Origin of the sequence: Scytonema sp. PCC 10023, from assembly GCF_963920835.1 — a bacterium.
Lineage (GTDB): Bacteria > Cyanobacteriota > Cyanobacteriia > Cyanobacteriales > Nostocaceae > Kalymmatonema.
Genome location: NZ_CAWUDP010000073.1, coordinates 20,331 through 42,297 on the forward strand (window position 1 = coordinate 20,331; position 21,967 = coordinate 42,297).

At 43.5% G+C, this 21,967-nt stretch carries 17 protein-coding genes; 8 read left to right on the forward strand and 9 right to left on the reverse strand.

Translation table 11 applies throughout. The annotated features are described in order from the left end of the window. Window positions 1-120: 120 nt before the first annotated feature. On the forward strand, window positions 121-2,841 hold the full coding sequence (locus ACM0OZ_RS33765) for a filamentous hemagglutinin N-terminal domain-containing protein (RefSeq protein ID WP_414587202.1): 2,721 nt from the start codon (window positions 121-123) through the stop codon (window positions 2,839-2,841). Window positions 2,842-2,894: 53 nt separating this feature from the next. On the opposite strand, the gene ACM0OZ_RS33770 is transcribed toward ACM0OZ_RS33765, so the two are convergent. Continuing rightward, window positions 2,895-3,845, reverse strand: a complete 951-nt coding sequence (locus ACM0OZ_RS33770) for an alpha/beta fold hydrolase (RefSeq protein WP_414587203.1) — start codon at window positions 3,843-3,845, stop codon at window positions 2,895-2,897. Window positions 3,846-4,076: 231 nt separating this feature from the next. Here ACM0OZ_RS33770 and ACM0OZ_RS33775 point away from each other — a divergent pair, with 231 nt between their 5' ends. Beyond that, window positions 4,077-4,949 (forward strand): shikimate dehydrogenase, encoded by an 873-nt coding sequence (locus tag ACM0OZ_RS33775; RefSeq protein ID WP_414587204.1) that lies wholly within the window; start codon window positions 4,077-4,079, stop codon window positions 4,947-4,949. A gap of 145 nt (window positions 4,950-5,094) precedes the next feature. On the opposite strand, the gene ACM0OZ_RS33780 is transcribed toward ACM0OZ_RS33775, so the two are convergent. Continuing rightward, window positions 5,095-5,697 carry a hypothetical protein gene (locus ACM0OZ_RS33780; protein ID WP_414587205.1) on the reverse strand — a complete coding sequence of 201 codons (603 nt, stop codon included), beginning with the start codon at window positions 5,695-5,697 and terminating at the stop codon, window positions 5,095-5,097. Window positions 5,698-5,887: 190 nt separating this feature from the next. Here ACM0OZ_RS33780 and ACM0OZ_RS33785 point away from each other — a divergent pair, with 190 nt between their 5' ends. Beyond that, window positions 5,888-6,400: a biotin carboxylase gene (locus ACM0OZ_RS33785; RefSeq protein WP_414587206.1), complete on the forward strand. Its 513-nt coding sequence runs from the start codon at window positions 5,888-5,890 to the stop codon at window positions 6,398-6,400. 73 nt (window positions 6,401-6,473) lie between these two features. On the opposite strand, the gene ACM0OZ_RS33790 is transcribed toward ACM0OZ_RS33785, so the two are convergent. The 4 genes from ACM0OZ_RS33790 to ACM0OZ_RS33805 form a co-directional block, all read right to left on the reverse strand. Continuing rightward, window positions 6,474-6,746, reverse strand: a complete 273-nt coding sequence (locus ACM0OZ_RS33790) for a YggT family protein (protein ID WP_414587207.1) — start codon at window positions 6,744-6,746, stop codon at window positions 6,474-6,476. Window positions 6,747-6,914: 168 nt separating this feature from the next. Then, window positions 6,915-7,259, reverse strand: a complete 345-nt coding sequence (locus ACM0OZ_RS33795) for a hypothetical protein (protein ID WP_414587208.1) — start codon at window positions 7,257-7,259, stop codon at window positions 6,915-6,917. 77 nt (window positions 7,260-7,336) lie between these two features. After that, window positions 7,337-7,987 carry a uracil phosphoribosyltransferase gene (gene upp / locus ACM0OZ_RS33800; protein ID WP_414587209.1) on the reverse strand — a complete coding sequence of 217 codons (651 nt, stop codon included), beginning with the start codon at window positions 7,985-7,987 and terminating at the stop codon, window positions 7,337-7,339. Window positions 7,988-8,790: 803 nt separating this feature from the next. Continuing rightward, window positions 8,791-8,958 carry a hypothetical protein gene (locus ACM0OZ_RS33805; RefSeq protein WP_414587210.1) on the reverse strand — a complete coding sequence of 56 codons (168 nt, stop codon included), beginning with the start codon at window positions 8,956-8,958 and terminating at the stop codon, window positions 8,791-8,793. A gap of 60 nt (window positions 8,959-9,018) precedes the next feature. Here ACM0OZ_RS33805 and ACM0OZ_RS33810 point away from each other — a divergent pair, with 60 nt between their 5' ends. Both ACM0OZ_RS33810 and crtH read left to right on the forward strand, forming a co-directional pair. Continuing rightward, window positions 9,019-10,230: an RNA-guided endonuclease InsQ/TnpB family protein gene (locus tag ACM0OZ_RS33810; protein WP_414587211.1), complete on the forward strand. Its 1,212-nt coding sequence runs from the start codon at window positions 9,019-9,021 to the stop codon at window positions 10,228-10,230. A gap of 85 nt (window positions 10,231-10,315) precedes the next feature. Beyond that, the gene (crtH, locus tag ACM0OZ_RS33815) at window positions 10,316-11,824 is read left to right on the forward strand and encodes a carotenoid isomerase (protein WP_414587212.1); all 1,509 of its coding nucleotides are present in this window, start codon (window positions 10,316-10,318) and stop codon (window positions 11,822-11,824) included. A 71-nt stretch (window positions 11,825-11,895) separates the two neighbouring features. On the opposite strand, the gene ACM0OZ_RS33820 is transcribed toward crtH, so the two are convergent. Further along, a complete protein-coding gene (locus ACM0OZ_RS33820; RefSeq protein ID WP_414587213.1) occupies window positions 11,896-12,630 on the reverse strand; it encodes a glycoside hydrolase family 75 protein in 735 nt (244 codons plus the stop codon). 236 nt (window positions 12,631-12,866) lie between these two features. On the opposite strand from ACM0OZ_RS33820, the gene ACM0OZ_RS33825 reads away from it, so the two are divergent. The 3 genes from ACM0OZ_RS33825 (at window position 12,867) to ACM0OZ_RS33835 (ending at window position 18,240) form a co-directional block, all read left to right on the forward strand. After that, window positions 12,867-14,336 carry a hypothetical protein gene (locus ACM0OZ_RS33825; RefSeq protein ID WP_414587214.1) on the forward strand — a complete coding sequence of 490 codons (1,470 nt, stop codon included), beginning with the start codon at window positions 12,867-12,869 and terminating at the stop codon, window positions 14,334-14,336. 49 nt (window positions 14,337-14,385) lie between these two features. Beyond that, window positions 14,386-15,438: a DUF1822 family protein gene (locus ACM0OZ_RS33830; RefSeq protein ID WP_414587215.1), complete on the forward strand. Its 1,053-nt coding sequence runs from the start codon at window positions 14,386-14,388 to the stop codon at window positions 15,436-15,438. A gap of 114 nt (window positions 15,439-15,552) precedes the next feature. Continuing rightward, window positions 15,553-18,240: a CHAT domain-containing protein gene (locus ACM0OZ_RS33835; RefSeq protein WP_414587216.1), complete on the forward strand. Its 2,688-nt coding sequence runs from the start codon at window positions 15,553-15,555 to the stop codon at window positions 18,238-18,240. 223 nt (window positions 18,241-18,463) lie between these two features. Here the strand turns inward: ACM0OZ_RS33835 and ACM0OZ_RS33840 are convergent, their stop codons facing one another. Together ACM0OZ_RS33840 and ACM0OZ_RS33845 are read right to left on the reverse strand one after the other, a co-directional pair. After that, a complete protein-coding gene (locus ACM0OZ_RS33840) occupies window positions 18,464-19,267 on the reverse strand; it encodes a DUF928 domain-containing protein (RefSeq protein ID WP_414587217.1) in 804 nt (267 codons plus the stop codon). Continuing rightward, the gene (locus ACM0OZ_RS33845) at window positions 19,260-21,782 is read right to left on the reverse strand and encodes a CHASE2 domain-containing protein (protein WP_414587218.1); all 2,523 of its coding nucleotides are present in this window, start codon (window positions 21,780-21,782) and stop codon (window positions 19,260-19,262) included. The genes ACM0OZ_RS33840 and ACM0OZ_RS33845 overlap by 8 nt, the downstream gene beginning before the upstream one ends. Between the last annotated feature and the right edge of the window lie 185 nt (window positions 21,783-21,967).

A 21,967-nucleotide genomic window follows, 5' to 3' on the forward strand; every position in this document is an offset into this window, starting at 1 on the left:
AAAGCAGTTTGATCACTACGAACCTTTTTAAAAAACCTGGTCACCGTTGACCAGGTTTTCGCGTTTTATATAGCGTTTGAGTTAAGTAAATATGCTTAACTAAACAGTGATGCAACTGCTATGCAGCTAGGGGGTACAATGTCGGGTTTAGGTCGTATTCGTTGCGGTTGGTTCTTAGGTATTGCGATAGGGAGTGTCAGCGTTTGCAGTGCAAATTGTGCAATTGCTCAAATTACCCCCGATGCCACTCTACCTAATAATTCCAGTGTCACAAGAGAAAGTAATATTTTCAATATCACTGGTGGAACCCAAGCAGGAAGCAATCTGTTCCACAGTTTTGAGCAGTTTTCCGTACCTACTGGGAGTACGGCTTACTTTAATAATGCTGTTGACATTCACAACATTATTAGTCGGGTGACGGGTAAGTCTATTTCTAATATTGATGGTTTGATTCAAGCCAATGGTAGAGCCAACCTGTTTCTAATGAATCCGAATGGAATTATCTTTAGACCGAATGCCAGTTTAAATATTGGCGGCTCATTTTTGGCAACGACTGCAAGCAGTTTCAAGTTTGCTGATGGTAGCTTTTTCAGTGCGGTACCATCATCACAAAACCAACCCCTGTTGACGATAACAGCGCCTGTGGGATTGGGTATGGGGAGCAATCCGGGAACGATTCAGGTACAAGGATCAGGACACGATATTGACTATCAAGACCTAACCAAGCCAGGACCCCGTGGCAGAATTGACACGAGTTTTACGGGATTGCGAGTGGAACCCGGAAAAACCTTAGCACTCGTAGGAGGGAATGTCTCGCTTGAGGGTGGCGTACTCACCTCAAAAGCAGGACGTGTTGAAATCGGCAGTGTAGCGAGCAATCAGGTTGTGAATCTTGTCCCATTACAAGAAGGTTGGAAGCTGGGTTATGAAGGGACTCCCAGTTTTAGAGACATCCAGTTTTCTGATAAAGCATTCGTGAATACCACAGGAGATGGCAGTGGTTCTATTGCAGTTGCAGGTAGGAATATCAATTTCATAGAGCAATCAATTCTATTAGCTGATACGCTTGGTGATAAAAATGGCGGAGAAATTAGCATTGTCGGTAACTCTATAGTTTTCAATCAGTCCAACATCAGCTCTAACACCTTCAGTTCGGGGAATGCCGGACAAATTAAACTAGATGCCAACAACATCAAATTTGAGAATCGGTCTAGTGCGAGCATTCAGACAGGGAACAGCGGTGACGCGGGAAATATCAACATTCGTACAAATTCTTTGGCAATTGAAGGCTCGGCGCTCGCTAGCATAACGCAAGCAGATAGCACAGGTAAAGCCGGAGACATCAACATTATTGTCAAAGGTCCATTGATGATTGTCGGTGCAGGTATAGTTACCGACACCTTTGGCACGGGTAACGCGGGTAAAATCAGCATTAATGCAAATTCTTTGCGAATTGAAGACTCGTTTGTCTCTAGCGGTGTGGTGAAGGCAGCAGGTCAAGCCGGAGAAATCAACCTTAATGTCGCCGGTTCTGTTGCAATCAAAGGTACAGATATAACTACCGGCACCTCAGGCACGGGTGACGCTGGCAAAATCAGCATTAATGCAAATTCTTTTCAGTTTGAAGATGGAGGTGTCCAGAGCAACACGGAGGAAAATAGCACAGGTAAGGCTGGAGAAATCAACATTAATGTTGCTCTTTCTTTGGAATTACCGAACAAGGCAGGTATACGTACAAACAGTCTTAGTCAAGGTGACGCTGGAAAAATCGACATTCGTGCAAATTCTTTTCTACTGGAAAACTCAGGGGTTGGTAGCAATACGGTGGGAAGTAGCACAGGTAAGGCTGGAGAAATGAACATTACTGTCGCAGATCAATTTACGATCAAAAGGGGAGGTGCGCAGACCAACACCCTTAACGATGTCACTGCTGGAGACTTGAAGGTGCGAGCAAAAACCCTAGTTCTTGACAATGGAGGGGGATTGGAAGTTAGAAGTACTGGTAGTGGTGATGCTGGTAATTTGACGATTGTGGCTGATACTATTAAGCTTGAGCATGACAGTGCGATCCGTGCAACCACTACCTCTGGTAATGGCGGCAACCTTCAACTAAACGTTGCTAAGTTACTGCTACTACGTGATGGTAGCAGCATTTCTGCTACTGCAGGTACTGAGAATGCTGGTGGCAATGGTGGCAACATCACCATTGATGTTCCAAAGGGCTTTATTGTTACTGTCAGGGGTGAAAATAGCGACATTACCGCTAATGCGTTCAATGGCAAGGGTGGGAATGTCATAATCAACGCTACTGGTATTTTTGGCATCGCTCCACTGAGTCGGCAAGACCTTGAGAAGTTAAACCCTGATATAGAACCGCGTCAAATTTCGACGAATGACATAACGGCAATTTCCCAGACAAGTCCTACTTTAAACGGTCAGGTAACTATCAACACACCCAATGTTGACCTCAATCGGGGATTAGTCCAACTGCCAACAAATCTAGTTGATGCCTCACAGCAAATTGACACAAGCTGCAATCCCAACAGCAGGCAAAGAGCTAGTTCGTTTGTGATGACAGGACGTGGCGGATTACCTCCGAACCCGATAAATGAACTCCTTGAAAGTGATGCGGTGCTGGTTGATTGGATATCGCTTAAACCAAGCACAGAAAAACGCTCTACTGCATCTGTGACAACCAAAGCATCTACACCTATACCAGAACCGATAGTAGAAGCGACTGGGTGGGTGATAAATAAAAACGGAGAAGTGGTTCTTACAGCGAATCCGCCTACCACCACGCCTCATAGTCCTTGGCTAACCCCAGCATCTTGCAGAGCTTAGAAGCCCAAAGGGAGTAATATCAAGCCTGGTACATACCAAGCTTGATATAAGTCCTAACTCATAACTGTGGACAAAACCCAATCACCTAACAGACGATTTACCTCATCTGGTACTTCATCATGGGGACAATGACCAGCCCGTAAGAAGTGTTCTGTCAGTTCAGGATAGTATTGCTGAAATTTGTTTGAACGTTCTCTAGCATTCACCCAAGGATCAGCTTCTCCCCACAATAGCAACAGAGGACAAGTTAATTGCTTTAGTAGCACATCAACTTTTTCCCCTTGAGGAGTGCTAAACACAGACGTAAACACATCCAATGCACCTGAGTCGCACGCAGGGCGATAAATTTCTTCTACTAATTGGTCTGTAATCGCGCTTTTGTCAAGATAAACCTTCTCCAAAGTTTGGCGAATGACCCAAGGTTGTTTTATGTATTGGAATAAGAGAAACTGGGCTAAAGGTTGTTGAAAAATCCACTTGACAACATCACCAAGTAGCTTTTGCAGCTGTTCGTTTGCCTTCAAAGGAGGAGGAGGCTCAATTTCAGTTTGTAAAGCTTCTGGTTCTGCTGAAGGCTGGTTTTCGCTAAAAGGACCAGCACTGTTAAGCAATACCAAACCTGCTGCTGCATCAGGGCGTTGTGCTGCAACACACAAACTGGCATACCCTCCTAGGGAATTGCCTGCTAACACTGCCTTTTGACCAATCACTTGCGTGATAAAGTCGTAAAGTTGGTCGCGCCACAAGTCGCCACTGTATTCCAATTTAGGTTTTGCGGAACGCCCAAATCCTAAAAGGTCAATGGCGAAGACTTCAAAATCGTTACACAGTCCGCTGAGATTCTTGCGCCAGTGGTCTGTGGATGCACCAAACCCATGTACCAATAACAAGGGAGGACGCTGTAAGTGCTTTTCTCCTGCTTGTACGTAATAAATCCTATGCCCTCGCCACTGCCAATATTTACCTGGAATTGGGGTTGTAGAGGGGGCTATTGTTCCCTGCATGATCCAAACAAATGTTAAGTACCTTTTAATAATTTTAACGAAGTCATGAGAGTCATTTGTGGTTCGTATCAGTGAATAATGACTAATAGACCTCTTGCAAAAGTCAATTTTTTGAAGATGAAACCACGGTTATACACAGATACATAGAAAAAAAATATCTGCGTAAATCTGCGGTTTCAAATACCCTGAAACTGGATTTTTACAAGAAATCTATTGAGTCATGATAAACGAATGATTACAGGTAAAACCAAACTGCTTGGAGTGATTGGGTATCCGGTAGAACATTCCCTCTCACCAGTGATGCATAATGCAGCACTTGCCCATTTAGGATTAAATTACGTCTATGTCCCTTGGACGGTAGAACCACAGAATTTAGAAGTCGCTATTCAAGGCTTTGGCGCTGTCGGTGTTGTTGGCTTTAACGCCACAATCCCCCACAAAGAGGCAATTTTAGCTTTGCTATCAGAAATTTCACCCATTGCCAAAGCCGTGGGGGCAGTGAATACTCTTAGTCGTAAAGATAACAAATGGATTGGCACCAATACTGACGTAGAAGGATTTCTCGCCCCTTTACGAACAACCTATAACCGAGATTGGAGTCAGACGGTAGCCGTGATTTTAGGCAATGGTGGTGCAGCCAGGGCAGTTGTCGCAGGTTGTGCCCAATTGGGCTGTGGCAAGATTTTGGTCATTGGACGCAATGCCCAAAAGTTAGAAGAATTTCGCAAGAGTTGGGACAATTCACTCGAATCGAAAAATTTGCACATCCATCAATGGGATGAACTGCCAAAATTAATTCCGCAAGCAAACCTGCTAGTAAATACAACTCCTATTGGGATGTATCCTAAGGTTGAAGAATCACCTTTAAGTGCAGAGGAAATGGCGAATTTGCCACAGCAAGCGATCGCCTACGATTTGATTTACACCCCTAACCCAACAAAATTTCTCCAACAGGCGCTGCAAGTGGGTGTCATTGCGATTGATGGACTGGAAATGCTCGTTCAACAAGGCGCAGCAGCGTTAAAAATCTGGTTGCAACGGGACACTGTTCCCACAGATGTGATGCGCCAAGCTTTGCGGAAGCATTTGGGTTTGGAGGAGTAGGAGAATGGGGGAGGGAGGGAGGGAGAGAATGAGGGAAGGAGGGAGGGAGAGAATGAGGGAAGGAGGGAAAATTTATAGGCTGTTGATTTTTTAGCTTGCCACACTCCCTCACTCCCTCACTCCCACACTCCCTCTTATCCTCTTCTCACTGCGGTCTTCGCCAATTAAAGCGATTCCATTCGTACATACCTTGAATTTCAAACTCTGAACCGTTGTTGAAGCGGATGATGCAGTTGGTTGAGGAGTCATCACCATTGCTTATTTCATCAACCTTTATGACGATGCAGGAATACCATTCCGGGGGACAAGGACTATTCTCTTGTACCCATTCCCAAAGAGCATTGCAAACTTCAATGCGATCGCCCACCTTTAGCTTGAGGACATCCTTAGCAGAATACTTCTCAAAATGATATGGCTCAATCCGATTCAACCACTGCAATCCATAGCGATCGCGAATAAATTGTACTGCTCCAGAATCATTTTCTTGCAGCCAGTCGTTTAGTAACTGCGCTTTCCACGAGCGGTTTTCTTCTTCTTGTGCTTTGACGAACTCAAAAAATGCTTGCAATTCCTCTGGCGTCAGTTCGTCTAAAGGATTAGCAAGGTCAGACACAGTAGGATGAGATCCCTTCATTTGCTCTAAGACTTGCAGTAATATCTCTTTCTGCGTATCAGAGAGAGGGCAGCTTGCGACATCACAACGATAAAACGCTGTTTGCAAGGCTACTTTAATCTCATCTGGACTCATAAGTGACGTAGCAATTTAGGGTTTAATATTTAATAATTATTACAAAAGTTAAAAAGAACTTGCCAATACCTTAAGAGTGAATTTCGCTTAACTTGAGGTTGAAAATACTGCTTAGAAGCTTTTCGCTTGTGCTGAGTTAGCCGCAGCCCTTCTGTTGTTACAAATCTCGTTATTTCTTGTTATTTGAGATATGGAAAAGAAAAATCGCCTACTATCGTTGTTAAATCTCCTGCCTTTAGCTATTAAAAACTTCTTAGAACTCACTACTCAGTACTCAGGACTACTTAAGGTTATTTTCATTTCCTGTGTTATTGGGGTTCTATCGTGGGTGTTGACTCCAAGCGCTGTAGCGCTGACACAGATTAAACTATCTAACCTTTCCTATCATGAATGCCCACAAGAACTGGCGAAAGGAGCCGTTACGAGTGGTGGTAGTTCGATGGCAGCCAATTGCTTTATTGTTACAGGTAAAGCTCAAAATGGCACTAACAAAACCGTCTACGATGCAGATATTTTTGGGCGCATTTATGATGCCAACAATGACTCAGTGATGCAAAATCGTACCCGTCTTGGTTCTATCGAGGAAATTCCACCAGGCGACAGCGATTTTGAATTAAGGATTTCTGTCCCTGCAAATCAGCCCTTACCCTTGAAGTTGAAGCAGTTCAAGGCGGCTGGATTTGGCGCTCAAGTTCGTAAGTAGTTGGACAAAATAAATTTGTAGAGACGTTTTCCACAAGCGTCTCTACAAAGGTTGCTATATCTTTGGTCTAGACTTAACCAACTAATGGAATGGTACTTAGCGAGGCGAGCAAAGAACTCAATAAGTTGAGTAACAGAAACGCCAAGATTGGGGAAAAATCAATGCCGCCCAACGGGGGAATGATGGAACGGAACAGATTGAGGTAGGGGTCGGTAATCTGGCTCAAAGCAGCAAATGGTTGGTTGTACCAGTTGATACTAGGGAACCATGTCAGGAGGACTCTAATAATCAGTAGAGTGCTATAAATCTGTATGAAAGTACTTAGTGTGGTAATCAGTAGACTCATGGATTGGTTGATTTCCTGTTAAGTGTCAAATGCGGTCTTATCATTAATTTTAAATTAGCCTCTGTTATGCCGGATGCAAGTTATTATGCATCTGTTCATAATTGCCACTCTCACGTTTATCGTTGGCATTTGCCACCAGTCCCAAGGTATATCTGTTAGCGTCACTCGTCACTGCTTTGAGGAACGGTCCTGAATGACTTGCTCCGAATTGCCATTCACATTCCCCAGTTGTTGCCGCACTTCATCAATTGTGGCATTGAGCTGGGCAATTTTATCTTCAAGCGATCGCCGCGCCGTTTCCATTTCCATGTTCTCCTGATCCGAAGCTTTCATTTGACGCCTTTTTGCGGCTTTTTTAGCTTCTACTGAGTTGGTACTCATTTGAGGTTCTTCCTCTGCTGCTTGTTCTGAATCGCGTTTCGTCGTCACAAGCGCACCAACAATACCACCAACGACACTACCGAAAATTGCTCCGGCGAAAAAACCGCTCGCGAAACCATCTTTTTGACTCATATCTTTACCGCCTTGAAGAAACGCTGCACCTCTTGGGTTGTTTTTGCACACCAATGCTGTCTTAGCTGCATACTAACTTATGTCCCAAAGATGCGATCGCCCGCATCTCCTAATCCCGGTACAATAAATCCCTGACTGTTGACCGTTTCGTCAATTGTAGCAGTGTAAACTATTAAACCTGGATAAGCATCATTCAGTTTTTGTAAAGCTGCCGGAGATGCTACCACACATACAATCCGCGTCAAGGCTGCCTCAACACCCCGTTGTGTCAATTCTGCCATTGCGTTCATGATCGATCCTCCTGTCGCTAACATCGGATCGGTGACTAACACTCGCGTTTGTGGTTGAAATTTTTCTGGCAATTTGTTGAGGTAACAAGAGGGTTGCAGTGTTTTTTCATCTCGCACCAAGCCAAAATGGTAAATTGACGCCAGAGGTAACACTGTTTGCGCTCCTTCTAGTAATCCCAGCCCAGCCCGTAAAATCGGCACCACCGCCACTGGAACTGTTGGATCTATTAAAGTTGCGCTGCTGTAATCCAAAGGGGTTTGCACTGTTGTCTCTTGAGTTGGCAACCACTCTCTAGCTGCTTCATAAGTCAACCACCGTCCCAACTCAGTCATCGCACTGCGGAATAAAACCGAAGGTGTAGCAGCATCACGGGCAACTGCCAACCAATGCTTAATTAGGGGATGGGGTGGGACATAAACACGCAATTGTAGCGTCATAGCCGCAAATAGGCTTTTCCATATCGTATAACAACTGAAACATAATAATACTTTTTCTTGGATGCGGCTGACCCACAATTACTCAAACATTCAAAAAAACATTTTGAATTTTGAATTTATATTGCGTGAGTTGTAAAGGGGACTAGTACAGCTGCTTTGGAAGTCAAAAGTGAAGGTAACAAGTCAAAAGGCTGATTCTGTGGGCTTTTCGCGCTATGAGTGAATGGTGAACCAGCGCTCTTTAAAGGGTTTCCCTCACTAGGCGACTGGTGAACCCGAAGGGTAGCTTTATTTCCAGAGTCGTGTACTGGGGATTGGGGATTAGGGACAAATCAATTCAAAAGTCAAAAGCCAAAAGTCAAAAGTAAAATTCTTTTTTTTGAATTTTGCATGAGCGAATTTTGACTTCCCCGAAGGGGTAGTCCCCAGTTCCCAGTACCCAGCTTTCAACTGCGGCATTCCTCCCCCACCATACGTACTCGTTGGTGGGGAGGACAGTGACCTCACCAGTTGAAACTTTATTGAAAAATAATTGCATTAGTATTTGACATTTATTCTCAAGCGACGTTATATTGTAATTCAGTGTTCTCCTCTCTTTAAGGATCGGCAGACGGGATTGGCCAGCGGTAGCGGGCTTGTCCCTCTTTTTTGTAATGAGTCATTAGTCATTAGTCATTAGTCATTAGTCATTAGTCATTAGCTGAAAGCAGAAGAAGCCCCACACTGTACCTGTACTCAGGGAGCGTGTTGGGATGAATTCTGGGCTGCGGAGGAATTGACCAACGAGCGATATTGAACACAGTTCAATCAGCAATGTTGGTCGATGACGAATTGCCTCTCTCTATGGTTGGTAACGAGTCAATAAGCTCTTCAAGGACTTGGGTTAAAGTTTTGTCAGCATGAGCAGCATACAGACGGATTTTATTGAGTCTACGTTCACTTATTCTCATTTTTAACTGTTTATTTTTCATTTTGTTATCCCAATGAGTACACAGTTATGTTAGCATAGGTGTACAAAGGAGGTGATTAAAGTGTTGAAAGCAGTTAAGGTCAGGCTATACCCAACAACCGAACAACAAGAAAGTCTAGCCAAATCGTTTGGTTGTGCAAGGTGGTATTGGAACTATGCACTCAATGCTTGCATTCAACACTATGAAGAAACTGGAAAGTCGTTAAACCTAAGTGTATACAAGGCTTATCTTCCTCAATTAAAAGTAGAGCATTCTTGGTTAAAAGAAGATTGTTATTCTGCTGTTTTACAGTGCGTAGCAATCAACTTGAACAAGGCTTATACTAACTTTTTTGAGGGTAGGGCTAAGTTTCCTAGGTTCAAGTCAAAGCACCATAAACAATCAATCCAATATCCTCAAAACGTTAAGGTTGTAGGAGATTGTCTAGATGTCCCTAAAATTGGTGTTGTGAAAGCTGTCTTTCATAGACCAATTGAAGGAAAAATCAAGACTGTCACTATCAGCAAGACTCCTACAGACAAGTACTTTGCATCGGTATTGTGTGAGGTTGAGGATAGCACAAATCAACCAAGTGGAGATAAAATTCTTGGAATAGACTTGGGTTTAAAAGATTTCGCTATTGTTCATGATGGCAAAGAAGTTACCAAGTATTCCAATCCAAAACACCTCAAACGTCATGAAAGGAATCTGACTAGAAAGCAGAAAAAGCTTGCCCGTAAAGTTAAAGGAAGTAAGTCAAGAAACAAATACAGAAAAGTCGTAGCTAAGGAACACGAAAAAGTATCAAATTCCCGTCAGGATTTCTTGCACAAGTTATCAAGAAAGCTGGTAGATGATAGTCAAGTCATCGTTGTAGAAAATCTCAACGTTAAGGGGATGATACGAAACCGAAAGCTATCAAAATCAATATCCGATGTTGGTTGGGGGATGTTTGTTAACTTTCTTGACTACAAGTTGAAACGAAAAGATGGACAACTTGTAGAAATAGGAAGATTCTTCCCTAGTTCCAAAATGTGTTCTTGCTGTGGTCATGTCATTGATGAGTTGCAACTAGATGTCAGAGAGTGGTCATGTCCTAGTTGCAATGCGTTTCATGACAGAGACGGCAACGCCAGTCTGAACATAAGAAACGAAGGTATTCGGATATTATCCAATGGCGGAGGGAACCCCGTTATTGCCGAGCCGAGGCGGAGTAAGACCAATAAGCCGAAAGGTAGAAAGGCATCTGTCAATGACGCCGGAAGCCTACACTGTACCGTCAGGTCAGTGTAGGTAGTTCACTATTAGACAAAGGACCCTTTGGGTTCTCCAGTCGCCGTAACAGCTGGAAACACTCCTTGGCTGCGCTATCTCACAAATGACAAAAAACAAAATGCAGGATACTGATGTCATCGTCATTGGATCTGGTATTGGCGGCTTGATAACCGCGACTCAGTTAGCGGCAAAAGGTGCTAAAGTACTTGTCTTGGAACGTTATCTGATTCCAGGGGGTAGTGCGGGTTACTTTGAACGGCAAGGCTATCGCTTCGATGTTGGGGCGTCGATGATTTTTGGTTTCGGTCAGAACGGTACCACCAACTTACTCACTCGTGCTTTGCAAGCCGTCAACGTAAGTTTAGATGTGATTCCCGATCCAGTGCAGATTCATTATCATCTGCCCAATGCCTTAGACCTGAAAGTTGAGCGAGTATATGAAAAATTTTTGCAAAATCTGACTGCCTATTTCCCCAATCAAAGCCAAGGGATTCGTCGCTTTTATGACGAGTGTTGGAAAGTATTTCATTGTCTCAACAGCATGGACTTGCTGTCGCTTGAAGAACCCCGATATTTAGTGCGTGTATTTTTTCAGCATCCTTTAGCGTGTCTTGGTTTAGTGAAGTATCTGCCTCAAAATGCCGGAGATATGGCGCGGCGTTATATTCAAGACCCCCAGTTGTTGAAATTTATTGATATGGAGTGTTATTGCTGGTCGGTGGTACCAGCTGACATGACGCCAATGATTAATGCTGGAATGGTATTTTCCGACAGGCACTATGGAGGAGTCAACTATCCTAAAGGTGGTGTGGGACAAATAGCCCAAAAATTGGTAGAGGGGCTTGTCAAAGCAGGCAGTCAAATCCAGTATCAAGCTAGGGTAACAAAAATTATCATAGAAAATAGACGAGCCGTAGGTGTGCAACTGGCTAATGGTCAAATCTACCGTGCCAAGCGCATCGTTTCCAATGCTACACGCTGGGATACCTTTGGGAAATTACTTAGTCAACAACAAATTCCTGTTGCTGAGAAACAATGGCAGCAACGCTATCACAAGTCACCCAGTTTTCTGAGTTTGCACATGGGAGTGAAGGCAGAAGTTTTGCCCCAAGGGACAGAATGCCATCACATTGTGCTAGAAGATTGGGAGAAGATGGCCGCCCCAGAAGGGACTTTATTCGTGTCTATCCCGACGTTGCTTGATCCAGAGTTAGCGCCTAGCGGGTACCATATTATTCACGCCTTCACACCTCATTGGATTGATGATTGGCAAGGACTGTCTGGGCGGGAGTACGAGGAAAAGAAGGAAGAGGCGGCTAGGCGAATTGTTGACCGTTTGGAGAAGATTTTTCCTGGTTTAAATGCAGCATTGGATTATCTGGAGGTGGGAACACCACGAACCCATCGCCGCTTTTTAGGTCGTGAGGATGGTACTTACGGACCAATTCCCCGCCACAAATTGCGGGGGTTGTTGGGGATGCCGTTTAACAGAACGGCAATTCCAGGGCTTTATTGTGTGGGAGATAGTACATTTCCAGGTCAGGGGTTGAATGCAGTGGCGTTTTCCGGGTTTGCTTGCGCTCATCGCATTGCGGTTGATTTGGGGTTGTAGAAATGGGGATGGACTGTAGGAGGATTTTCAGGCAAGCATGTCTGTTTTTTGTCTCACTGTTACGTAACTACTTACACCTCGTCGAACAAATCCTTAGCGTGCTTTATTCCGCCCCACTCCTCGAAAAGTTTCTTTGCTTTATTGTTGATATCTGTGATTGACCTAGGCTTACGATTTCCAGAGCCTGGAAATACTATGTAGAGTAGATCTTTTTTAGTCGTTCCTCCGTTCCTAGGATTAGAGGGAATGTCTAGAGCTTCTGCAAGAGCTATGGAACCCTCACCGAATCTGTATTCTTCTACATTACCTGCGAAAAATAGACCTGTATCAGCGAAGATGGCAAAGGAAAGCTTGCCGTTCTTTGCGTTATAAACAGCAGCGAAATCGCCTTCTTCAACATCCGCTTTCTTCAGAAACTCCCGATCATTATTTTCAGGCAGAACTATGTAGGGAATTTTTGTTGCATCAACGTATCTTCGCGGATTCGGTCTGTTGATGTCTGGATCGTAAAGCGCTGTCATAGAGATGTAATAGCCTGGAGCGGGATCGTCATCTCCTTGAATAACAGGCTTGCCATTAGGTTTACCATTGTGTGTTTCAATTGCCCACCAATTTCCTGGTTCACCAGCATGTTCGAGGTCATCTAAACCTTTATTCTCAGGATGGTAAGCTTTAGGTGAGCCATCAGCATCCACAGCCATTGCTGCTCTAAAAAAGAAGGTTTTTTGCTCTGGAGATTTCCAAATAGTATACTTGTCTCCAGATTGATTCTTGGCTTCAAAGAGTTTTTCTTTATGAGCGGGCATGATTTGAACTCCTTAATTTTGTAAGTGTCTTTTGCTTGCTCTGTCTTAAAGTAGATGTAAGCTAAATTAACTTATGCACTTTTTAGAAACGCGGCATCATGTCAGCAGCACTCGTGTCGCTTGTGGTTGCCACCTCAAACAAGCAGAGTGGGAGAACTGCATAAGTTGAAAACCCTGGCATTTACATATTTAATGCAAGTATATGAGATTGGTTATTCTGGGGCGAGGCAGTCACTATGGATGTATCACCGAGATACTGGAAAATTTGCCGAATCAGTGCCAGTCAAAGAATAGGATACGAATACAGTTCCGTTCCTGTGGCACACGAGTTCTTAAACAAACAAATTCGCCATCTTGCTCCTAAAGACACGCAAGCTGTTCTGTTATCGTATTTTCTCGCTAAAAATTCTGCTGTTGATGCCACAACTCGCGCTCATGCGGGACTTTGTTTGCGGTGCTATGTTTCTGAACCCATCCTGAGAGCTTGTCAAAAAATTGACAACTTATTCAGTGGTGAAAAGCAGTTTACCTACCAGGATTTGCTGCGTTATGTCCTCAATGACGATGGGCAAACTCTCGTTACCATAGACCGGGATGGGAAAACTCAACTCATTGTGGATAACAATGGTGAAACTAAGACAACCGCTTACAAATTCTTTTCTGTCAAAATTTTGCAAACATTTAATGCCGATTCTGACTCTAGCATGAGCTTAGACAATTGGGCATACTTGCAAACGAAACAAAATCCCGAACTCAAAGATTATTTATCAGAATTTGGATTTAAGCATCTTAGCGACTGGGCGCTTCTCAACAGAGTTAGACCAAAACAACTCGAACGCTTATCAAAGCGCGATCGCCTGCTTGTAGAAGTATTTCATGCTGTGTATCGCCGTGACAGAATTCAACAAAATTCCAAGGGAGGAAGAAGATGTCCGGATCCATCAAGCCCTCAACTGCAAGAAATGCTTAACGGCTTGCGAAAAACAGATGTCATTATCAACTCTACAGTGGAGTTGATGAATCAACTCAAACAGGTAGCCACACAGGTGAGACACTATGATATCTGGAGTTATAGAGAATCTTTGGAAATCCAAGATGCTGAGACTGGAGGTTATAGCCTGAGAGCAGATTTACCTGCTGACAACCTGGCGGAGGTTGATGTAGAACAGCAGGAGATGTTAGATTTCTTACATGAGCAACTTAGCTTAGCTTTGACTAGTGCGATAGAGCAAGAAATACGCGATCGCATTACTGCTTTGACAAAAAGCAAAAAGTATGCATGTTTGGCTCAACAATTTATTCCTGGTTTGCAGCTCTACTACTGCGAGAATTTATCTCTTAAGGATATTGCTCCTAAGTTGGGAATGACAAGTTGGGATCAAGCTAGACGGATCTTGAATCCTGGCGAGTTACTCAGCAAGGTACGCACTTTAACCGTCCAACAAATTCTTGACAAGGTTCTTAACAAGGCTGTTGAAAAGGGTTTGACCAAAATGCCCCCAGAACCAGACTATCTTAAAACATTAGCTGAATATATAGAAGCTTTTGCTGATGACGAAATCTTTCAAGAAGCAGCAGAAGAAATCAGAGCTGGAAAGAGCCGTTCAATGGACAGTGCATATGCTCAACAACTTCGCAAATATTTAGAATCACAGACACACGACAAACACATATCTCCCCAAACCCTGCTTTTAAAGCGAGGCTAAAGGAATCTTAGACAGAAAACCCATAGATATAAATATAAGGAGTACAATAATGCACCGTTCCTCGGTTAATTCGTCAGACATAAGACTCTTGCTTCCAGAAGTGATTTGGCTAGAACCAGAGGACTTCCATCAAGCAAGAGGTTATAGTCAACTGGTGATGAGTGAAGCACAACAGTGGCAAACCTATCTAAATACATTGGCAACACTTGGCTGTGAAAAATGGTTAAGTACACGCATACTAGATCAACCCATCCATCGAGATACCAATGTTATGGAAACTGGTTGTCATCTCAAGGTAGGTGAGTTTAAAATTTGTCCAATTGCTATAGAACATATACTTGATGAAATAGTAAGCATCCCAACAGATGCCATTGATCAACCAGAATTGGCAGCTCATTTTTATGTTGTCGTTGAGGTGTTAGAAGAAGAAGAACAAGTGATTCTCAGAGGCTTTCTACGTCACGACCAACTGGTGAATTACCGAAGCCAATTCAATTTACAAATTCTGGAGGATAGTTCTTATCAGCTACCGCTGTCTTTATTTGATGCAGAACTCAATCACTTGTTGTTCTACCACCATTTCTTAGAACCCTCAGCTATCCCTTTACCTGTAGCCTCAACCCAGTCTGCCACCGTATCACTTCAAACATATTTGCATAATACCAAAACCAAGTTGAGTCAATGGTTAGAGGGAGTCTTTGAAGAAGGTTGGCAGACGATCGACACGCTGATAAATCCAGAAGCCAATCTCGCTTTAAGTACTAGAATTACACACAAAGGTCCCAAAAAAGCCAAACTCATTGACTTGGGAGTGCAACTGGGTCATCAAACTGTGGCGCTGCTGGTTAATATCACAGAGGAAACTGAGGATAAATTGGGTGTTTTGATCCAGTTACATCCTACAGGTGGAGAAAGATATTTACCGCCTTATCTGAATTTAACTTTGCTGTCTAAAGCAGGAAAAAGTCTTCAGCAAGTCACTTCCAGAAGTCAAGATAACTACATTCAACTCAAACCTTTTAAGGGGGAATCAGGAAAACGTTTCAGTGTTGAGGTCAGTTTAGGAGAGGATCTAAAGGTGAAAGAAGACTTTGAACTGTAGTAAAGGGGAAAGAGCGTGGCGAGAAAAAAGCCTGTATTTTTCCGTATTCTAAAATCCATTTTTCAATCCAAATACTCCGGTAGGGGTTGGATAGGTCAACCCTTACTTGCAGTAATGGTTGCATTGGTCTGCGTAATTCTACCAGCCGTGTTGGCAAAACCTGCAGCTGTCAATTCTGCTGCACAAAACTTAGCAATCAGCCGCTTTAAAACACAAGACCTTGTGCAACAGGGTAAAAAACTCTATGAGGCTGGACAGTTCACTCTTGCGGTTAAAACCTTGCAACAGGCTGCTGCTGATTGTAGAACTGATGGGGATAGTTTACGGGAAGCTATGACTTTGAGCAATCTCTCCTTAGCTTTTCAGCAACTGGGTTTATGGACTGAAGCAGAAAAAGCGATCGCTCAAAGCCTTAATCTACTGAAAAATTTAAATAACTCTCAAGAGCGTTCTAAAATTTTGGCACAAGCCCTCGATGTGCGAGGACAGTTACAGTTATCACAAGGACAAGCTGACGCAGCAGTGACGACTTGGCAACAAGCTGCTGAGATTTATCAGCAAATAAAAGATAGTACTGCATTAACTCGTAACCGTATTAACTCGGCTCAAGCCATGCAAGCTTTGGGGCGATACCGTCAGGCAAATAAGATTTTAACTGAGATTTCGCAAGCTCTTAAAAACGAACCAGATTCACCAACGAAAGCCGCAGCACTGCTGAGTCTTGGTAACATTCGGCAAGTGGTTGGTGATTTAAAGGAATCGCAGCAAGTTTTAGAGCAAAGTTTAGCACTAGCAAAAGCCACGTCATTGAATCAAGTTGTCAGTGAGGTTCACTTCAACCTGGGAAATACAGCCCGCCTCCAGCATGACACGAAAACCGCGCTACATTACTACCAGCAAGCTGCCAGTGCATCTGTTGACCCCACCATACGGATTCAAGCATATCTCAATCAACTGAGCCTACTTATTGAGACAAAGCGACTTGCGGATGCATTAACATTATCCTCCAAAATCCACTCTGAAATCAACAACTTGCCCCCAAGCCGGATGGCAGTTGACGCCAAAATTAACTTTGCCCAAAGTTTGATGAAACTAGTAAGCAAAGATAGGGGAGATGAAGGAGTACTAAAAGCAACATCCCCCTCATCTCCCTCATCTCCCTCATCCCCCTCATCCCCCTCATCCCCTTCCCTCCAAATCTCAGCCCAGATACTGGCTACTGCAGTCCAGCAGGCGCAAAGCTTGCAAGACAAGCGAGCAGAATCTTATGCCCTTGGAACTCTTGGGAATCTGTATGAAATCAATCAGCAGTTTAGTGATGCCCAAAAGGTGACAGAGAAAGCTTTGTTTCTAGCCCAAAGTATTCATGCATCAGATATTGTTTATCAATGGCAATGGCAACTAGGACGTATCCGCAAACAGCAGGGAGATATCAAAGGGGCTGTCCTCTACTATTCTGAAGCCTTCAACACTCTGCGGACTCTACGTAGCGATTTAGTTGCGATCAATCCAGACATTCAGTTTTCCTTTCGGGAAACTGTGGAACCTGTGTATCGGGAGTTAGTGGCATTGCTTTTGCAAACAGAGAATGGGGAACACAGAACAGCAAAAGGAAATTCCAATGTCCAATACCCAGACCAAAAGCCAGAAAGCCAAAAGAATATACAGCAAGCTCGTTTTGTGATGGAATCGCTGCAATTAGCAGAACTGGACAACTTTTTTCGCTCAGCCTGTTTAACTGCTAAGCAGGAACTCGACCCAGTGATTGATAAAAAAGACCAACAAGCAGCAGTTTTGTATCCGATTATTTTACCAGACCGTCTAGATGTTATTCTCAAGTTGCCTAACCAGGATTTACGCCACTACAAAACTGTAATTGCCGAAGATAAAGTAGAACGTGTTGTAGAAGACCTCAGAGAATATTTACGGGATGTCACCAGGACTGCTCAGGTGAAGCAGCTATCCCAACAGGTATACGACTGGTTAATCCAACCCGCTGAAGCAGAGTTAAGCAAAAGTGGCATCAAAACTCTAGTCTTTGTCCTAGATGGGACGTTGCGGAATTTACCAATGTCCGTTCTGTATGACAAACAACAGCAGAAATATTTGATTGAAAAGTATGCGATCGCCGTCGCCCCTGGTTTGCAACTCCTTGATCCCCAACCGTTGCAAAAGGTACGCTTAAACACCTTAACTGCTGGAGTCGCGGCAGAACGCTCTATCGAAAACCGCAAGTTTCCCCCACTCGATAACGTGCCACGGGAATTGCAACAAATCAAGTCTGAGGTACCTAAGAGTCAAGAACTGTTAAATCAGCAGTTTACCGAAACCAACCTGCAAAAACGGTTGCAATCTGCTTCCTTTTCAGTAGTTCATCTAGCAACTCACGGCGAATTTAGTTCCGATCCAGAAAAAACCTTTATTGTCACCTGGGATGAGCTCCTGAAGGTGAAGGAATTTGATAAATTACTGCGGGTCAGCGACACGCCTAAGTCTAACAATTCTAACACTAACAATATAGAATTACTTGTTCTGAGTGCTTGCAAAACTGCTGTTGGAGACAAGCGAGCAGCTTTAGGACTAGCTGGAGTTGCTGTGCGGGCGGGCGCACGCAGTACACTGGCAACATTGTGGTCTGTAGACGATGAGTCTACCGCCAATTTGATGAGTAAGTTTTACCAAGAGTTAAAAGCTGGAGTCAATAAAGCCGAAGCACTCCAGCATGCCCAACTGGCTGTTTTTACTCAACAGAAAAATCCATATTTCTGGGCACCGTTTGTGTTAGTCGGGAATTGGCTTTAAAGGGCAATACGGTTCAGTTAAGGATTTTTAGTGGGATTTGCTTATTTGTAGAGACGCTTCAAACAGCGCGTCTCTACATTGTGTTCCTGATAAGGGTTCTGGTCTTATTGCTCTGGACATCTGTAGTATGACTCTCTACGTCTGAGTCCAACGCCACCCAATGTACATGAACTGGGTTACTCCAGAAACTCAGTTGCTTTGAAAAACCGGGTTTCCAAGAGCGTTACTTTTGCGGATTGTAACGTTGGACAATCGGTGCTTCGGCTAGTTCTTCCAAGCCCACAGCTTTAAACAAGTTAGTCCACTCTTGTGCCAACACGTGCTCATTTGGATTGCTGCTGCGGAGGTTAGCTAAATTTGTTACAGCATCGTACCAAAGATTATTAGCAACATAGACGGTATACTCCCGTGATTGTGCAGTCTTCAACTGTTGCTGAAGATCGGGAGTGAGCGCCACCCGTTGCAGCCATGCGTCCACAAAAAGATACTCAGGTTTGTTTTGTGGATTACCACAATAAACTCGGAAGAACCAGTGATACTTTAAGTTTTGCTTGAGAGCATATTGTGAACTTGAGGGTAGGCTAATGCCTATGATGCCTGCCTTTCCAGACAATGTCAGAGAAGTTCGGTATACATCATTACCCTGTTCATCCTGCAACACAAACTCTCCAAAACGTGAATTTGTGGGTAATTCAGGAACATAAACCCAAAAGGTTGGATACTCAGCCACTGTGGATGCGAAGAAAGATTTATTGTTACTTTCCTCACCAGGTACTAAAGCAGTAATAGGTGTTTTCAGTTCTGGACATCCATCACGACGGCTTGTCCCTCCTCGGCGGCGTCCCTTGGGGTCACCGTTATCAGGAAATTTCTGAGCAAGAAGGTTTGATGTGTGAGTGACTCTGTTGCCCAATGATTGTACTGGATTTGCCTGCACTTTTATTGGATCACTCACAAGCCCAACCACTAGCAAAGGGATAGCGCAAGCTAGTTTATGGTATCTTTGAGGCAACTTATTTTTACTCATTTTGAGAGTTCCAACGTTTTTTGCTGTTGCTTGCATGGTGCTTTGGTAGTATCTTCAACACAACCGCACAAGATACCAATGCCAATGTTGGGGGAACGAGTGGAATCCACCCTGCTTGTGTAAATATACCAAAGCAGATGGTAAAAAGTATCAATAGCGCTGTTACAATAGCTAATCCTATATGAAGTGGCTGTAGAATTCGCCAAGTTAGAATTCCTCCCACCAATGCCCAACCCCATATCCACAGCGCTTCCACCCATCCAGACCACCACCACATCAAAGGTCTACCATCCAAAACAGCACTCAGAATATGACTCACCATCTGCGCTTGTAGAAACACGCCTGAAATTTGCTTTTCTTCATCCGGTGCTTTTGCAGTGTATGGAGTTTCCCAATCATCAGGAGAACTGGGGGCGGTCACGCCAATGAGGACGATTCGGTTTTTCACCGACTTCTGCAATAACTCAGGAACAATCTCGTCATTGAGAATTTCTTTAAGAGAGACTGTTTGAGCAATATTGGCAAGAGAGGGTACAGAACGATAATTGAGCAGAATTTGATATCCTGATGCATCCACTCCCTGGTAGCCGCTTGTATGGGATTGTAAGCGCTTAAAAACAGTGTTGCCAATTTGCAAGTTTTTCTCTTGATTAATGTCCCATTTTATACCACTATTTTTCAGGTATTGCTGTGCTAGCTGAAAGCTGAAAGCATATTCTGCGGCACAGGGAGATTGCACAGGAGGAGTTAATTGCACAGCTTGGCGACGAAGAACACGGTCTGCGTCAGCGACAAAATCACTAAAAGCTAGACGTTCTTTTGAGACTTCAGGAGGGGGAGGAACACCATCAGGTGCGCCATCATTAGGAGCAGAAACTTTGCACACTGTAAATATTCGCTTGTCTTGCAGCAAGACTTCGCCTAACTGTGGATAATTGGGATCAACAGGGAAATCACGATAAATATCTAAACCAATAATTGCGGGTTGGTACTTTTCCAATTTTTGCAAGAGTTGACTCAGTGCTTGGTCTGATAACGACCAACGCATATTCATCTTCTTCTGGATCTGATACTGAATATCCGCTTCATTAATCGTGACTATTAATAAACGCGCGTCTGGCTTTTCATCTGCTGCTCGCAGTTGCATTAAATGATCATAAGAATGCAGTTCCCAAGGTTGTAGCATCCCTAAATGGCGCACTCCCATGAGACTAGCAGCTACCAACACACTAGTTGCTAGCAGTATTGGGAGACGACGGGTGGCGGCGACGCGGAAGCGATGTCTAACGAATTGGTTTTGCTTTGCTGTTCTCGAAAGAGTATCGTTTCCAAAGTAACGAGCAGTGGGTTGTTTCGTTACGGAACCCGCCACTAAAGAGCCTACCTTGTATACAGGTTCAGTCCGTCGCTCTGTATGCCAGACCATCGGCAATTCCCCAGGATTTTGGCAAATCACTGGTAACCAAGTAGCACAAGGGTATTCTCCCTCCAATCCTTGCAGTCTTTCTCGTGCAGAACGTAATGCAGTGTATAAAGACTGTCCCTGAGAAAATTCGGCGAGAAAATGCTTTAAAAATTCTTGGGCGACTACGTTCGGTACTGGCTCACGCATGACAATGACTTGCCCAATGTGCAACTCCTGGAGCTGCTGCGCCAATCCCAAGCCATCACAAGAGTTGAAAATTGCCAAACGTAATCCACGGCTGATAGCTTGCTTGAGACCATACTTTAGTTGGTCAAGGGTAATTGTGTCTTTTTGATTGAGTTGCAGCCTACCTTTTTCTTGAGTGCAGCTATGACCAGCAAAAAAGAGAATATCCCAACTTTGTTGCCAAAGCTGGTCATTGAGATTCTCTAGCTTCGGCTCTACTAAAAACTGAATTTCTGCATCAGTTGATAATTGTTCTAAAAAAATTCTATCTTGGCTAATATCAATTTCTTCACTATTTCCCAATATTGCTAGTATTCTTTTACTTTTTTTAAGTTTAGGAAATTTATGTGGTTGTTTATACTCTGACGCACTTAACCCGACTTCTGCATGAGGATAATCATCAAAGAAACTCCACAAATGCCAAGGTAATCGCCGCAACAAATTGTCGTTGGTTTCAATAATGAAGCGAATTTCTTCAGATGGTTTTAAATGTGTACGTAATTGCTGCTCAATTTTGCGAAATTCTGCCGAATTCAGCCACAAATTTATCGAGTCGTAAAGTTGCTCGCATAAATCCTTAAGGTCTACTTCAGAAACATTAGTGACATAAGCGTCTTCAATTTCAAAAGTATCGTCACTTTCTTCAGTTTCTTCTACACCAACACGTAAACATGGACGATGAAAAAAAGCCGAATAAAGTGACTGCCAATTGCGGTAGAGTTCCGGAATCTCTGGTGCAGACGGTAAGCTAGCAGTAAATTTCGTTTGATAGGGATTTTCTGCTGACCCAATATATGCTGTTACACCAGGAAAGCCTTCGTGTAGATTTCCCTGACCCAAGCTTAAAACTATCAACCTATTCATAAGCGTCTTAGGTGTCTGATTCAAAGAGTGGTCAGATAATAAATTTCTTAAAGTTAATTCATTAAAATTCATCTTAAGGCTTTAGTATGCGTTAATCCAAAACGCATCACCCAAAATTAATTTTTACTTTCTAAATGATGACCTCTTTTCGCAAAATATCAAAATATTCTACAACAGATTTAACA